The following is a 13,963-nucleotide window of genomic DNA, read 5'->3' as shown; positions in this document are numbered from 1 at the left end:
TGTAAATCAAAAAACGAGGAGGTTTATTGATGTCAACGAAAACGGATATCCTGCATTTCCCGCTTTATATCAATGGAAGCTGGAACCCTTCCAAAAATGGTGAAACGTTCGAGATCACAAATCCTGCAACAGGACAAGTATGTGCTCATGTAGCAAAAGGAACGAAAGCAGATGTTGATGTAGCCGTCCGGTCAGCTCGCCAGGCCTTCGACTCTGGTATTTGGTCGAAAAAATCACCGCAAGAAAGAGCACGTACTCTGATCCATTTTTCAAACGAAATTGCTGAACACACAGAGGAACTCGTTTACCTCGAGTCCATTAGTTCCGGCGGTACAGTCAATCGAATTGCCAATTCAGATATCCTGCAAATTGTTGAGCTCCTTCAGGAAACAGCAAAATTCGCACGTGAGTATAGGTATGTAGAATCTTTACCGACAAAAACTTTTCCAGGCCCGAGCGATAATCAAGTCTGGAGAGAATCTATTGGTGTATGCGCAGCTATCACACCTTGGAACTTTCCGATGATTCTCGCGATGTGGAAAATTGCTCCGGCGCTCGCCATGGGCAATTCCATCGTGATTAAACCAGCCTCCTACACACCACTGACTACATTAAAATTAGCGGAATTGGCTGTTGAATCCGGAATTCCAGCAGGTGTCTTCAATGTTGTGACAGGTCCTGGTTCAAGCACGGGAGAAGCACTCGTGACACATCCTGAGGTGGACAAGGTAGCTTTTACCGGCTCTACAGAAGTGGGACGGAACATTATGCAGCAAGCCGCGGGGACGGTGAAAAAGGTATCCCTTGAACTAGGGGGCAAATCGCCTGCGATCGTTTTACCAGATGCTGATCTAGACACAGCCATTCCGGGGATTTTGTTCGGTGTTTTCCTTCATTCCGGACAAATTTGTGAATCTGGGACACGGGTATTGGTCCACGATTCCATTTACGATGAGGTGATTGAAAAACTGAAGATAGCCGCCTCTACAATAAAATTAGGACATCCTCTGGAAAAGACAACAGGAATGGGGCCACTTATTTCAGAGCAACAATTGGAAAGGGTACTCAGTTATATTGAAACAGGCAAACAGGAAGGCGCCACCTTAATTTGTGGCGGGAAACGCGCGGAAGATGCAGAACTGAAACATGGCTTTTACGTAGAACCAACCATTTTTGCTGATGTAGACAATAGCATGAAGATTGCACAGGAAGAGATCTTTGGTCCTGTTCTGTCTGTCATTCGTTATTCCGATGTAGAAGAAGCAGTTAAACTTGCCAATGATACGATATACGGACTTGCAGCCGGAGTTTGGTCCAAAGACGTCAACAAGGCACTACAAATCGCAAAGGACTTAAAAGCCGGGACCATTTGGATCAATGATTGGCATATGTTTAGAAGTGATGCCCCATTTGGTGGCTATAAGCAAAGCGGCTTTGGTCGTGAACTTGGTCGGCATGCCCTTGACGAATATACACAAACGAAGCATGTTCATACCTCTCTTGTTCCTGAGCTTGAGAAAAGAGCATGGTATGGAATTCTTTTAGGAACAGACTCGTAATGATGAATTTGCCCAATCTAAAAAAGTAGGTGATCTTATGGTAACATCTTATTTCCAATTTTCCGTCCGAACTGTTATCCATAACGGAGCTGGTTCGCGTACAAAGCTTCCAGAATTGATCAAAGGCCTCGGCGGGAAAAGGGTCATATTATTCACAGATAAAGGGTTAACAGAGGCAGGCGTGACAGAAAAAATCACGGAGTTATTTGAACTGATGCCTGGGGATGTCGAACTCGCAGGTGTCTTTGATGACATTGTTCAGGATGCAAAATCGTCTGTCATCAACCAAGCCGTCCAATTTTTCAAAGAAAATAATGGTGATGCTTTATTAGCCCTTGGAGGCGGCAGTGTGCTAGATACAGTCAAAGGGGTAAAATGGATGCTGCACAACAAGTTCTCAGATATCCATGAGCACCTCTTAGGAAATGTACTTGAATCCTGGCCGGATGTACAGCCGAGCTTCATTCCACATGTAGCGGTACCGACAACCGCAGGAACGGGTGCAGAGGTCTCCCCGATTTCTGTTATTTATAATGAAAATGCCAACGTGAAAGTAAACATCATTCACCCTTTTATTAATGCAGATCTGGCTGTCCTGGATCCGGAATTAACCGTTGGACTGCCTCCAAAAATCACGGCATTCACTGGATTCGATGCCCTGACACATGCGGTTGAAGCCTATTTTTCTCCTGATGCCAACCCAATGACAGATGCCTATGCATTGCAATCTACCAGAATGATCACAGAAAACATTACAAAAGCTGTTCATGAAGGCGAGAATATTAAGGCTCGGGCGAATATGCTAATGGCCAGTTCGATGGCTATCTCTGCATTCAGTCTCGCCCTAAATGCGATACCCGTTCACAACATTGCCCATGCACTAGGAGCCAGGTACGGAATCCCTCATGGTCTGGCAAATGCTGTTCTTTTACCAAATGTGATGGAAAGCCTGCCAGCTATGTATCTACCAAGAATCAACGGTTTCGCAGAAGCTCTCGGGATTGAAAATATCTCAGATTCTCCCGAAACGTGTCTTCAACAAGTGACAACCTATATTCGTGAGCTCAGAAGTCATATTGGGCTAGCGAGCACTTTTGAAGAAGTAAACATTGATCTTAATCAATTAGAAGAGATTGTCACCGCTGTCCAATCAGATCCTTCTGGTGTCTTCTTCCGTATTCCAGAAGAAATTATCGGAAGAGTTGTAAAGGAAGTTTCGGGATCCGAGATTACTTTATAGGATTTTGGGTAGTGGAAGCGCCCAATCCTAGTCTTGAAGCTTTTCTAGCGGTAGTTTATAAAAGGGTCAAATCCAGCTGTTTGGATTTGATCCTTTTTGCTATTAGGGAAGAATCTACTTGAATTTAGTTAGAATACCAGAAATTTTTGACAGAATAAGTCCAAATTTAGGTAGAATCCTCAATGGCTTGGTAGGAATCAATGAGATTTAGGGGAGAATCTCATTCACCTGCCACTTCCATGCACGCACCATCGCGCCATCAACTTCAGATTCAGTTGCGTTCTACTAGCTTACTCATCTAATTCCGCCCCCTCTGTATACTTTCACTTGAGCACAAGTCGATATGAATAATAAATACAAAAAGCCAATCGATGCGAGGAGTGCACCGATTGGCTTTTTTACTTTTGTAAACTGACATACCCTACTCTTCAACTTCGATGGATACAATTTCTCCATCTTCAACAGCTGCGACACTTAATCCTGTTATAAATCCTCCATCTTCTCCAATTCCAGAAATGGAATAGACTTGTTTTTCTTCAGGTATTTGAGCTATTCCTTCTTCGATATGTGCTCGAATCGCTTTTGGATCATCAACGGTGCCAGCTGCTTTCATGGCCTCCATAAAGATATAGGTTGCAATATAGTGGAAGCCCGCTTCTGACCCTGGGTTTTCACCGTATTTCTCATTATATTTCTCTACGAATTCCGGGGTACCTGGATAATCTGCATTGACTAGCGGCATGACTCCAATAGCCCCTTCAAAGGTTTCATACGTACCTGTTACATTCTTCATCTCATCAAGCTTGGCTTGGTCCATGATAATAAATCCGCCTTCGAATCCTAATTTCCTGGCTTGTTCTGCTAATTTTGCTGTTGGTTCAGATGGACCTCCAATAAATAATACATCAGGTTCTTCTTCTAATGCATTCGTTACCATCGTGAAGAAATCCGTATCCTTGGAAAAATCAACGGAAGAATTGTAAACGACTTCTCCTCCTTGCTCTTTCCAGTAAGGTAATAATGTTTCCGTCCAGTCTTTACCGTACTGTGATGCGGTAGGGATAGCAGCAATTTTCTTACCAAATCGCTCCATAGAGTAAGTGGTGAAAGGCTCCATGTACCCATCATATCGAGGAGGAATTCTGACAGTCAGGGAGTTTCCAGCCTCTGTGATAGCGGGTTCACTCGAGTATGCTGCAATCAGGAAGTCTTCTCTTTCATTAAACACTTGCATGGCTTTTATTCCACCGCTGTGGGGTGAAAATATAATTGGTGTTTCGTTTTCTTGCAGTAGCCTTTTTGCATTCGCTGCCGTTTCATTAGGTAAATACTTATCATCTAGTGCAACTGGATTAAGTTTATACGTCTGCCCATCAACCTCAAAACCACCGTTTTCGTTAATTTCTTCGGCCGCCATTTGAAGACCATTCAGTGTACGTTCCCCATAGTAAGCCGCTGGACCACTCAGTGGACCACTATAGCCGATGTTCACTACCTTTTCCCCTTCTTCCGTAGCAGGAGCCTCTGTTTCCGTTTCTACTTCACCACCACTAGCCTCTTCATTATCTGGGTTTTCAACGCATCCTGCCAAAACAAACGCAAAGGCTAACACAATCAATAAGGCTAGTAATCGGAACTGCTTCATTCTAATTCCTCCTCTTAAAATGGTATTCACATAACCTAATGGGCAATGCTAGTAAAGGATCAGCCCCCTTCCTAAGTAGAAATTAGCATCAGGCACCGATGTATGCCTTGCGCACTTCATCATTCGTAAACAGTTCTTCAGATGTCCCTTGTACAACGATGGAACCATTTTCAAAAACATAGCCTCGATTGGCAATTTTTAATGCCGCATTGGCATTTTGCTCTGCCAATAGAATCGTAGTACCATCTTTATTAATCTGTTGAATTACATCAAACATTTGTTCAACAATTAAAGGAGCCAAACCAATCGATGGTTCATCTAACAGCATCAGTTTCGGTTTTGCCATCAAAGCCCTGCCAATTGCCAGCATTTGCTGTTGTCCGCCACTTAAGGACCCGGCAGCATCCTCTCTTTTTTCATGTAAAATCGGGAATAACTCATAGACATCCTTTATTGACTGTTTGATTTCCTTTTTCTTTTTTCGGTGAACGTATGCTCCCATGATCAAATTTTCATGGACGGTCATCCTTGGAAATAGTTCTCGGCCTTCCGCACAATGAACAATTCCTGATTTGACAAGACGCTCCGGTGACAGACCACCTATCGAGTTACCTTCAAAGATAATTTTCCCTCCACTAGGTTTCTCAAGACCGCTGATCGCCTTGAATATCGTACTTTTTCCTGCGCCATTCGAACCTAGTAAAACAACAAATTCACCTTCCCCCACCTCGACATTCACATCCTCTATTGCGGTAAAGCTGCCATATTTGACAGATAGGTTTGAAAGGTTAAGCACTGGCGTCGCCCCCTAAATAAGCTTCTATAACTGTTTGGTTGTTCATAATTTCATCTGGGGTGCCCTCAGCAATCTTTTCACCGTAGTTTAAAACCATAATGTTGTCAGCCAGTTTCATAATCATTTGCATTTTGTGCTCAATTAAACAAACAGTAATTCCTTTTTGTACCATTTTTCTCATCAATTCAGCAAGGCCTTCCGTTTCATCTGGGTTAATACCTGCTGCCGGTTCATCTAGGAAAACGATTTCGGGATCAGTGGCTAAAGCAAGGGCAAAGGCCACACGCTTTTTCTCTTCTTGTGTGACATTGGCAGCCATTTTGTCAGCAATACTTGTTAATCCGACAAACTCTAAAACCTCCATCGCCTTATCCCTGCATTTTTGCTCTTCCCTCTTAAATCGTTTCGTCCTTAAAATAGCATCAACTAGGTTTGATTTTGTACGTAATCGATGGCCTACAATAACGTTATCGAGGACAGTAGATTGTTCAAATAGGTTGGTCGTCTGAAACGTTCTTGCTATGCCAAGTTCGGCAATCTTATTAGAAGGAAGCTTTGTGATATCCTTCCCCTTATAAGTAACTTGGCCAGAGCTTAGGGGATAGGTTCCACTAACCAAATTAAAGAAAGTTGATTTCCCCGCCCCGTTTGGTCCAATAATCGCGTTAATCTTCCCTTTCTCTATGGAGAAGTCGACGTTGTTTACAGCAACTAGGCCACCGAATTGTTTCGTTACATTCTTCGTTTCTAAGAACAAGACTCACCCCTCCTTAACCTTTTGCTCAGATTCTGATTGAGAATCAGTATATTGACCTTTCGAATGCCCGGCTTTTGAGGATTGCTTTTTCTTTTTATAAGATCGTTTCATCTTCCACTCAAAAAGGGCTCCCACAATTCCCCTTGGATAAAAGATGATAAGCAATGTTAAGAGAGGTCCGAAAATGAGCATTCGAGAATCTTGTAAAAACTGAAGGGATTGGGATACCCAAACAACAAGGAACGTTCCAACTATCGGACCTGCCAGTGTGCCGATTCCTCCCACCAGCAAATACGTTAGAAAATCAAAGATAATGGTGATGTAGCCGATATCTGGACCAATAAATCGGATGAAGGAGGCATACAATGCACCAGCTAAACCTGCGAAAAAAGTGGATAAGACAAAAACGGTTAACTTGTTTTTCATTGTTGATATTCCTATTGTTTGCGCCAGTTCTTCACTATTTCTAATCGCAATGAATGTTCGCCCAGTGAGAGAGTGAACGATTCGATACATAACAAAAACAGTGAGTAAAAGGAAAAATAGAATAAGATAATATTGTGAGAGTGGACTCTGGAAGGAGATCGGACCTATATTAGAAGGCGCGGGAATGCCGATCAAACCGCGAACCCCTCCTGTTAAACTATCCCATTTGTCAATAACTAGGTAGATAACATATCCGACACATAGTGTATAGATTGCAAAAAAGTGTTCTTTTGTTCTAAGTGCAATTAATCCAATTAACAAACCAATGGAGCTAGTAATCAAACAAGCTAGAGCCAGGGCAGCCCAGTAACCCACACCAGCTTTAACTGTTAACAGACCTAATGAATAAGCCCCAATTGCAAAGAAACCCGCATGAGCTAGAGACAAATAGCCAGTATAACCTGCTAGTAAATTCAGTCCATATACGGCAATCATCCAGATAAACGATAAGGTTAAAATGTGAAGCCAATACTCATTTTGCGTGATAAACGGAAAAATCCCGGCGATGGCAATTAAGCCAATGATTATTATTCTTTTCCTTAGAAGTGATGACATTTAGAATCCCTCCCTGGAAAATAACCCTTTTGGCTTAAATGATAGAATGATGATTAATAACACAAAGGCAATGATGTCTTTATAATCGCTTGATATATAAGTAGCACCGAGGCTCTCGCTGAAGCCGAGAATGTAGCCACCGAGAATCGCACCAGGAATACTCCCCATGCCTCCGAGAATGATAATGACAAAGGCTTTCAAAATAACCAGGTGTCCCATGCCAGGGAAAACCAGATTAATAGGTGCCGAAAGCGAAGCAGCAATAGCGGCTAACGCGCCAGAGATCATAAAGGTCAACATGGCAACTTTATTTGTATTAATTCCTACCAGATGGGCGCCTTGACGATTTTGAGCCATCGCGATAATCGTTGAACCAATGAATGTCTTTTTCAAAAACAGGTATAACATAATCATGACAGCAATCGCCCCAATGTTTATGAGAACCCTTTGCATGGTCACAGTTAAACCAAAAGCATTGATAACCTCCCCGTAAGGCGTATCCATACTACGATAATCAGCTCCCCAAATTAACTGAGCTAAGGCTTCGAGAAACAATAATATACCAATCGCAGCGATTTTGTCGTGTATAGGAGGTGCATTTCTCAACTGATGAAAAACAAGGCGATCCATTAATACACCAAGCAATCCAACGACTAGAACGGAAATGGCCATGGCCAGCCAGTAATTAAAATCCCATAAAAGCATTGATGTTAACGTTATATAAGCCCCAAGCATATACAAAGCTCCATGGGCAAAGTTAGGAATGTGTAAAATACCATAAACGAGGGTTAAACCTAAAGCTACCAGGCTATAAACACTTCCTATTGTTAACCCATTAAAAAGTTGCTGTGTTAAAATATCCATTTTACTCCCCCTTTAGCCACTTATTTTTCAAAGTAAAATGAGGCCAGATTGAACTTGCTTTTGCTTATGGGCAATACTGACCCCATTTGCTTAAACAATTATTAATTGCCAGCTACCCAGCAACTTGTCGATTACGACTTATTTGTCCCCTCGACTTTTTCTTTTTCCTCTTCCTGCAGCTTACGCCATAAAATTTTACCGCTGTTCGTTGTCGGAAATTCCTTTTTAAATTCAACAACACGGGGATATTTATAAGCAGCCATATGTTGCTTAGACCATTCAATAATTTCCTCTTCCGTTATTTCTCCTTCGAACTCTTCATTCAAAATAACGAAAGCTTTAATGTTCTCCCCTTTGCGTGGATCGGGGATTCCAACCACACAGGCTTGCTTGACAGCATGATGATCATATAGATAGGATTCCACTTCTGTAGGCCAAACGTTATACCCTGAAGCGTTGATCATTCGTTTGACACGGTCGACAATGAAGAAATATCCCTCTTCATCAACACGACCTATATCACCTGTCCTGAAGAAAGATTTCCCTTCAAGTTCGATAAACGACGCTTCATTTTCATCTTCCCGATTATAGTAACCGACCATAACCTGGGGGCCATTAACAACAATTTCCCCTATTTCATCTGTTCTAACTTCTTCATTTGTTACTGGATCTATAATACGAGAATCTACATCAAACGAAGGGATTCCTAGGCATTGCATTTTCGGGCGCTCAGGTGGATTAAAGTGTGTTTGAGCAATCGTCTCGGACAAACCATAGCCTTCCGCAAACTCAAGGCCAGTTAGTTGATACAGCTTCTCTCCAACAGCTTTAGGGAAGGCAGCTCCTCCTCCAGAAATGCCTAGCAATGAAGTAAGATCCTCTGCTTTCACATCAGGATTGGCAAGGAAATCAATTAACATCGTACTAATGGTCACCCAGTGCGTACATCGTTGTTCTTTTATCAGTCTCCTTGCTGTTTCACGGTTCCACCTCGTCATAATCACCATGGTACTTCCGCTGAAAATCGGCATATGCATGCTGTGGACCATACCCGTTACGTGAAACAATGGTAATGTCATAAGACTCTTCGAATGAGTTGTCGAACGAGACCAGTGATACGCTCCCACTGTATTCGCCTGGACGGTTCGGTTCGTATGCATGCACCCTTTAGGAAGACCAGTTGTTCCCGAAGTATAAGGGAGAACAGCAAGGTCATCGGCATTGCTATTTTGATTGCCAGGCCTAGCCCCTGCTTGTATGGCATCCTCCCACAAGAAGAAATGGGGATGATCAAAGGATGCTCGAGGAGCGGCCACTTCTGCCGGTAACATTTCGTCAAAATCTTCCCCCTTGTAATCCGAATAAGATGCGATCACAAGGTTTTGGAGTGAGGTGCTATCCACTAAAGGTTGCACTTGTTCAACCAGCTCTTGACCGATGATTCCATTTTCGATTCCGCAATCCTTCACATAAAATTCAAGCTCATTGGTCTTCAGCATCGGGTTGATCGGGACCACAACAGCTCCCGCTCTTAAAATCGCATAATAACCGATCACAAACTGAGGAGAATTTTGCATAAACAACAATACTTTTTCCCCATTTGCAACCCCTAAGTTTTGCTGCAAGTATCCAGCCAGAGATTCAACCTCTTTCATCAGCTGACGATACGTTATAGTTTGGCCATAATAATAAATCGCCTCGTGATTAGGATATCTGGCCGCAGAAACCGTTAGATTATCAATAAGAGGAGTCTCAGGAAAAGTTATGGACTTTGATAATTTTGGCCAGAATTCAAAGTGGCGGGTTTGCATGAGTATCTCTCCTTTTTACTATCGGAAATTTTTTGGTAGATGACCGAGTAGCTTACTAGGCAACGGCTCCCTTATGGATGACCCGCTATTTAAACGGCTCTTCCCCTCACGTAAAGTTTCCGTCACGTGCAAATATAAACAAGGCACTTCCAACTACCAAATCATCAAAACCTTTTGAAAACGCTATCATTTTAATTCAAAAAGAGACACCTGTATTTTGAATAAAGATAATTTTCTGTAAATTTTAGGTGCATTTTATTCTATTACTTTACGTAACTAGCCATCCACCATCTACTAATAGATCGGTTCCTGTCATATAAGAAGCCCCACTCGAGGCTGCAAATGAAATGACACTGGCAATTTCTTCTGGTTTACCAACCCGGTTCAACGCTGTATTCCTCTGAATGGCTTCTTCAAATCGCTTATTCTTTAATCCTTCTTCAGTCAGTGGTGTTTCAGCAAACCCGGGGGATACGGAATTGACCCGTATTCCATAGGGGGCAAACTCCACTGCTAACGCTTTTGTAAAATTAATCACCGCTGCTTTAGAAGAGCTGTAATGGGGAATCTTTGCCCCCGCCTTATGACCTGACAACGAAGCAACATTGACAATGGAACGGTTCGTTGTATTGCCGTTCTGTCCCGCTTGCTCACTGCCTTCTATGATAATCTTACCAAGTATTTTCGATACGAGGAAGACACTTTTTAAGTTTGTGTCCTGAATCCGCTCCCATTCACTTGCTTCCATCTCTAATATAGTAGATTTACCTGAAGCCCCGGCATTATTAATCAACACATGGAGGTCGCCATACTTTTGTTGAATAAATTGTCCAAGTTCCTGAACATCTTCTTCCTTTGTCACATCAGCAGTAAAAACTTCTGCAACGGGTTCAGGCAAAGCGTTATTGATTGTATCTGCCACTCTCTCAAGCTTAGAGGATGTGCGCCCAACTAATACTATCCTTGCTCCTTGATTAGCCAATTGAATGGCTGTCTGCTCACCGATACCACTACCTGCTCCTGTCACAACCGCTATGGAATCTATAAATCTATTCAATTCTGTCCACCATCCTTTCTATTCGTCGTTCTGTGATCATAACCCAAAAGTGTGCCACCGCTAATTGGCCACTAGCTGTTCTTCTAACACTTTCCTGATCGATGATGGGATAGGTTCACTCTTTTGCTCCTCATAATTGAAACAAACAATAGCTGCTTCGGCTTCAGCAATCAAGACTCCCGTGTCAGCTGCCTTAATGCTATGGTTGAAACGGAAACTCTTCGTCCCTATTTTCGAAACCCATGTGGAAACAGTCAATCTTTGATTAAAATAGGCTTGACTCAGAAAGTTACACTCCGTCCCAGCTATAATAAACCTTCCCGACGTTTCATTATCCGGTAGAACATTTTCAAAATACTTCCCGCGTGCTTCTTCTAAATAAATGAAGTAACTCGTATTATTCACATGCCCAGCAGCGTCTGTTTCACAAAACCTTACTGTGACATCTATATCATAGCTCATGAATTTCACCTCCAATCTTCATTGAACAAACCAACTAGTCAGTATGCTACCTTTATTCATGCTTACAGGATGCTCCAAATGGGGTTAATCTTTTTTATTAATCCCATTTAAAATCATCTCAAGATAAATGTGGGCAAGCTCTTCATCTGAAACGCTTCCTTCAGGATTGAACCAATAGTAACTCCAGTTCGTCACCCCAAGAATACCGCGAGTAATCATATCGGCGTTCAGATCACTTTGAAACTCCCCTTTGCTTATCCCTTCTTCTATGAGCCCCTGCAAATTCTTTCGAAACTGATCCCTTTTTTCCACATTCTGTTCAAGGTACTCAGGGCCAAGATTTCGCATTTCCCTAAAAAAAATTCTGGCGCTTTGCTTCCGATGTTTAATGCTGTGAATAATCATGTAAATCGCATCGTGAAGTTTTGTCCTGCTATCCTTAGAGTCATCACTTATAATAACTTCTTGGTGTTTCAGCAAATATTCAATAAAGCCGAGGTGGATATCACGAAGCAGTTCTTGTTTACTTTTGAAATAGTAATAAAACGTTCCTTTTGTCACCTCGAGTTCATCCACAATATCCTGGATCGATGTTTCCGTGAACCCTTTTCTATCAAATAAACCAATACTCTTATCTATAATCTTTTGTCTCATTAGAATGTTCCCCTCACTTAGATATGTTATAAAAGTATATCATATCTAAACCACTCTATTTAAAGCTTTACCCAGGTATTATGCACGTTCGATAATGGTTGCAATTCCCTGACCGCCGCCGATACATGCCGTGATAAGAGCATATCTGCCACCTGACCGTTCCAGTTCGTAAATCGCTTTCGTTGTTAATATGGCTCCTGTTGCGCCAAGCGGGTGTCCATGGGCAATCGCGCCGCCATTGACGTTGACTTTATCGAGGTTCATCTCAAGTTCCCTATTACAGGCAAGCACCTGCCCGGCAAAGGCTTCATTGATTTCGATGATGTCCATATCCTCAAGCGTAAGCCCTGACTTTTGCAAAACCTTCTTCGTCGCAGGAACCGGACCAATCCCCATGATATTTGGGTCCACTCCTGCTACTGCAGATTCGCGCACAGTGACTAAAGGAGTTAATCCCAATTCCTCCGCTTTTTCTCTGGACATCAATGTCAGCGCAGAAGCTGCATCATTTAAACCAGAACTATTCCCAGCGGTCACTGACCCGCCTTCAAGGAAAGCCGGTCTGAGTTTAGATAAAGCCTCCAGAGTTGTTTGCGGTCTTGGATGTTCATCCGTTTTGAATTCAATCGGATCTCTTTTTCGAACGGGGACACTCAAAGGTACAATCTGCTCTTCAAACCGTCCCTCTTCTATCGCACTTGCCATTCGCTGCTGGCTTTGGTAAGCAAATTCATCTTGTTCTTCTCTGCTAACCTTGTATTTATCTGAGAGATTTTCAGCCGTAATCCCCATTGGCGGATCGCCTATTTCCTCAGGTGACAGCTGTGATTTTCTAAATTTAGGGGGTACGGGGCTATACGCCTTCTCAGGACGCTCCATTAAATAGGGTGCTCGACTCATACTTTCTGTTCCGCCTGCCACGTACACATCCCCATCCCCTGACCGAATGGCCTGTGCTGCTAGATTTACAGCATTTAATCCTGACCCACATTGACGATCAACCGTCAATCCAGGCAAATGGATAGAAAGTCCTGTTTGTAAGGCGGATAATCTAGCAATATTTCCTCCGCCGCTCAAGACATTCCCAAATATCACATCTTCAATCAGCTCTGGTGAAACTCCCGCACGTTTTATCGACTCTTTGATAACTTCTGCTCCTAAGACATGGGCTGGTATGGAAGCCAGCGTTCCACCTTGTCTGCCAATAGCTGTTCGAACAGCTGATACGATTACTGCATCTCTTTTCATCTATTTTCCGCTCCCTTACACTGTTTATTAAGGTGATTACATCGCATGAGAACCACCATCTACGACCATAATATCTCCAGTAATATAATCTGATGCAGGGGAAGCAAGGAATACCGCCGCACCTTTCAAATCATTTTCTGAACCGAACTTTCTTAAGGGTGTCCCTTTTAGGAAAGCATCTTCCCCTTTTTCAATTAATACCTTGGACATTTTAGTAGGGAAAAATCCTGGGGCAATGGCATTTACATAAATACCCCTTGGCCCCCATTTGACGGCCAAATCTTTCGTAAACGTAATGACCGCTCCTTTGCTGGAATTATAGCCGATGGTATCCATATACTCTGGGTTTGAGCCTTTTAGCCCTGCAACAGAAGCAATATTAATAATTTTTCCTGCCTCTTGCTCAAGCATGACCTTTCCGACGGCTTGGGACATCAGAAATGTTCCCGTCACATTTACATTGATGACTTTTTGCCATGCTTCTATCGGCATCTCTTCAACAGGAGCTCCCCAAGTAGCACCACTGTTGTTCACAAGAATATCAATGCGCCCGAATTGCTCCACGGTCTTATCCACTACATGTTGGATATCATCAGAATTCGTGATATCACATTTTAATGCGAGTGATTTCACGCCCAATTTAGTCAGTTGTTCGCTGACTTCCTGACATGCCCCTTCCTTCCTTGAGCAGACAACAACATTAGCCCCTGACTCGGCAAATCCTTCAGCGATCTGTTTTCCTAACCCTCTACCTCCACCAGTTACAATCGCGGTTTTCCCCGAAAGGTCAAACAGTTCCTTTATATGCACGGACTTTCCCCCTTGATCG

General features: G+C 42.8%; 13 protein-coding genes. 2 read left to right on the top strand and 11 right to left on the bottom strand.

All coding sequences use genetic code 11. The annotated features are described in order from the left end of the window. Positions 1-29 precede the first annotated feature (29 nt). Both MUO15_RS18090 and MUO15_RS18085 read left to right on the top strand, forming a co-directional pair. On the top strand, positions 30-1,559 hold the full coding sequence (locus MUO15_RS18090) for an aldehyde dehydrogenase family protein (RefSeq protein ID WP_245031487.1): 1,530 nt from the start codon (positions 30-32) through the stop codon (positions 1,557-1,559). Between the two features lie 37 nt (positions 1,560-1,596). Then, positions 1,597-2,799: an iron-containing alcohol dehydrogenase gene (locus MUO15_RS18085; protein ID WP_245031485.1), complete on the top strand. Its 1,203-nt coding sequence runs from the start codon at positions 1,597-1,599 to the stop codon at positions 2,797-2,799. Positions 2,800-3,220: 421 nt separating this feature from the next. Here MUO15_RS18085 and MUO15_RS18080 read toward each other — a convergent pair whose 3' ends face one another. The 11 genes from MUO15_RS18080 to MUO15_RS18030 form a co-directional block, all read right to left on the bottom strand. Next, positions 3,221-4,444, bottom strand: a complete 1,224-nt coding sequence (locus tag MUO15_RS18080) for an ABC transporter substrate-binding protein (RefSeq protein ID WP_245031483.1) — start codon at positions 4,442-4,444, stop codon at positions 3,221-3,223. Between the two features lie 88 nt (positions 4,445-4,532). Further along, complete coding sequence (locus tag MUO15_RS18075) at positions 4,533-5,240, bottom strand: ABC transporter ATP-binding protein (protein ID WP_245031481.1); 708 nt, start codon at positions 5,238-5,240, stop codon at positions 4,533-4,535. Further along, positions 5,233-5,997: an ABC transporter ATP-binding protein gene (locus tag MUO15_RS18070; protein WP_245031479.1), complete on the bottom strand. Its 765-nt coding sequence runs from the start codon at positions 5,995-5,997 to the stop codon at positions 5,233-5,235. The genes MUO15_RS18075 and MUO15_RS18070 overlap by 8 nt, the downstream gene beginning before the upstream one ends. A 3-nt stretch (positions 5,998-6,000) precedes the next feature. After that, positions 6,001-7,038, bottom strand: coding sequence for a branched-chain amino acid ABC transporter permease (locus tag MUO15_RS18065; RefSeq protein WP_245031477.1), 1,038 nt, complete (start codon positions 7,036-7,038; stop codon positions 6,001-6,003). Then, positions 7,039-7,902: a branched-chain amino acid ABC transporter permease gene (locus MUO15_RS18060; RefSeq protein WP_245031474.1), complete on the bottom strand. Its 864-nt coding sequence runs from the start codon at positions 7,900-7,902 to the stop codon at positions 7,039-7,041. Positions 7,903-8,033: 131 nt separating this feature from the next. Beyond that, complete coding sequence (locus MUO15_RS18055) at positions 8,034-9,713, bottom strand: long-chain-fatty-acid--CoA ligase (RefSeq protein WP_245031472.1); 1,680 nt, start codon at positions 9,711-9,713, stop codon at positions 8,034-8,036. 268 nt (positions 9,714-9,981) lie between these two features. Next, positions 9,982-10,770 (bottom strand): SDR family NAD(P)-dependent oxidoreductase, encoded by a 789-nt coding sequence (locus MUO15_RS18050; protein WP_245031470.1) that lies wholly within the window; start codon positions 10,768-10,770, stop codon positions 9,982-9,984. 60 nt (positions 10,771-10,830) lie between these two features. Further along, a complete protein-coding gene (locus MUO15_RS18045) occupies positions 10,831-11,232 on the bottom strand; it encodes an acyl-CoA thioesterase (RefSeq protein WP_245031468.1) in 402 nt (133 codons plus the stop codon). 84 nt (positions 11,233-11,316) lie between these two features. Further along, entirely contained in the window at positions 11,317-11,886 is a 570-nt protein-coding gene (locus MUO15_RS18040) for a TetR/AcrR family transcriptional regulator (RefSeq protein WP_245031466.1), read from the bottom strand. 78 nt (positions 11,887-11,964) lie between these two features. Then, the gene (locus tag MUO15_RS18035) at positions 11,965-13,134 is read right to left on the bottom strand and encodes a thiolase family protein (protein ID WP_245031464.1); all 1,170 of its coding nucleotides are present in this window, start codon (positions 13,132-13,134) and stop codon (positions 11,965-11,967) included. A gap of 36 nt (positions 13,135-13,170) precedes the next feature. After that, positions 13,171-13,944 carry an SDR family oxidoreductase gene (locus tag MUO15_RS18030; RefSeq protein WP_245031462.1) on the bottom strand — a complete coding sequence of 258 codons (774 nt, stop codon included), beginning with the start codon at positions 13,942-13,944 and terminating at the stop codon, positions 13,171-13,173. Between the last annotated feature and the right edge of the window lie 19 nt (positions 13,945-13,963).

The sequence above is a fragment of the Halobacillus amylolyticus genome (assembly GCF_022921115.1).
GTDB classification, from domain to species: Bacteria; Bacillota; Bacilli; order Bacillales; family Halobacillaceae; genus Halobacillus_A; species Halobacillus_A amylolyticus.
This window is presented reverse-complemented; position numbering and strand designations above follow the sequence as displayed.

Bases quoted from the DNA above. Each gene is read 5' to 3' on its own strand.
- MUO15_RS18040 (WP_245031466.1), bottom strand. From the start codon at position 11,886: ATGAGACAAAAGATTATAGATAAGAGTATTGGTTTATTTGATAGAAAA.
- MUO15_RS18060 (WP_245031474.1), bottom strand. From the start codon at position 7,902: ATGGATATTTTAACACAGCAACTTTTTAATGGGTTAACAATAGGAAGT.
- MUO15_RS18090 (WP_245031487.1), top strand. From the start codon at position 30: ATGTCAACGAAAACGGATATCCTGCATTTCCCGCTTTATATCAATGGA.
- MUO15_RS18065 (WP_245031477.1), bottom strand. From the start codon at position 7,038: ATGTCATCACTTCTAAGGAAAAGAATAATAATCATTGGCTTAATTGCC.
- MUO15_RS18080 (WP_245031483.1), bottom strand. From the start codon at position 4,444: ATGAAGCAGTTCCGATTACTAGCCTTATTGATTGTGTTAGCCTTTGCG.
- MUO15_RS18055 (WP_245031472.1), bottom strand. From the start codon at position 9,713: ATGCAAACCCGCCACTTTGAATTCTGGCCAAAATTATCAAAGTCCATA.
- MUO15_RS18045 (WP_245031468.1), bottom strand. From the start codon at position 11,232: ATGAGCTATGATATAGATGTCACAGTAAGGTTTTGTGAAACAGACGCT.
- MUO15_RS18035 (WP_245031464.1), bottom strand. From the start codon at position 13,134: ATGAAAAGAGATGCAGTAATCGTATCAGCTGTTCGAACAGCTATTGGC.
- MUO15_RS18085 (WP_245031485.1), top strand. From the start codon at position 1,597: ATGGTAACATCTTATTTCCAATTTTCCGTCCGAACTGTTATCCATAAC.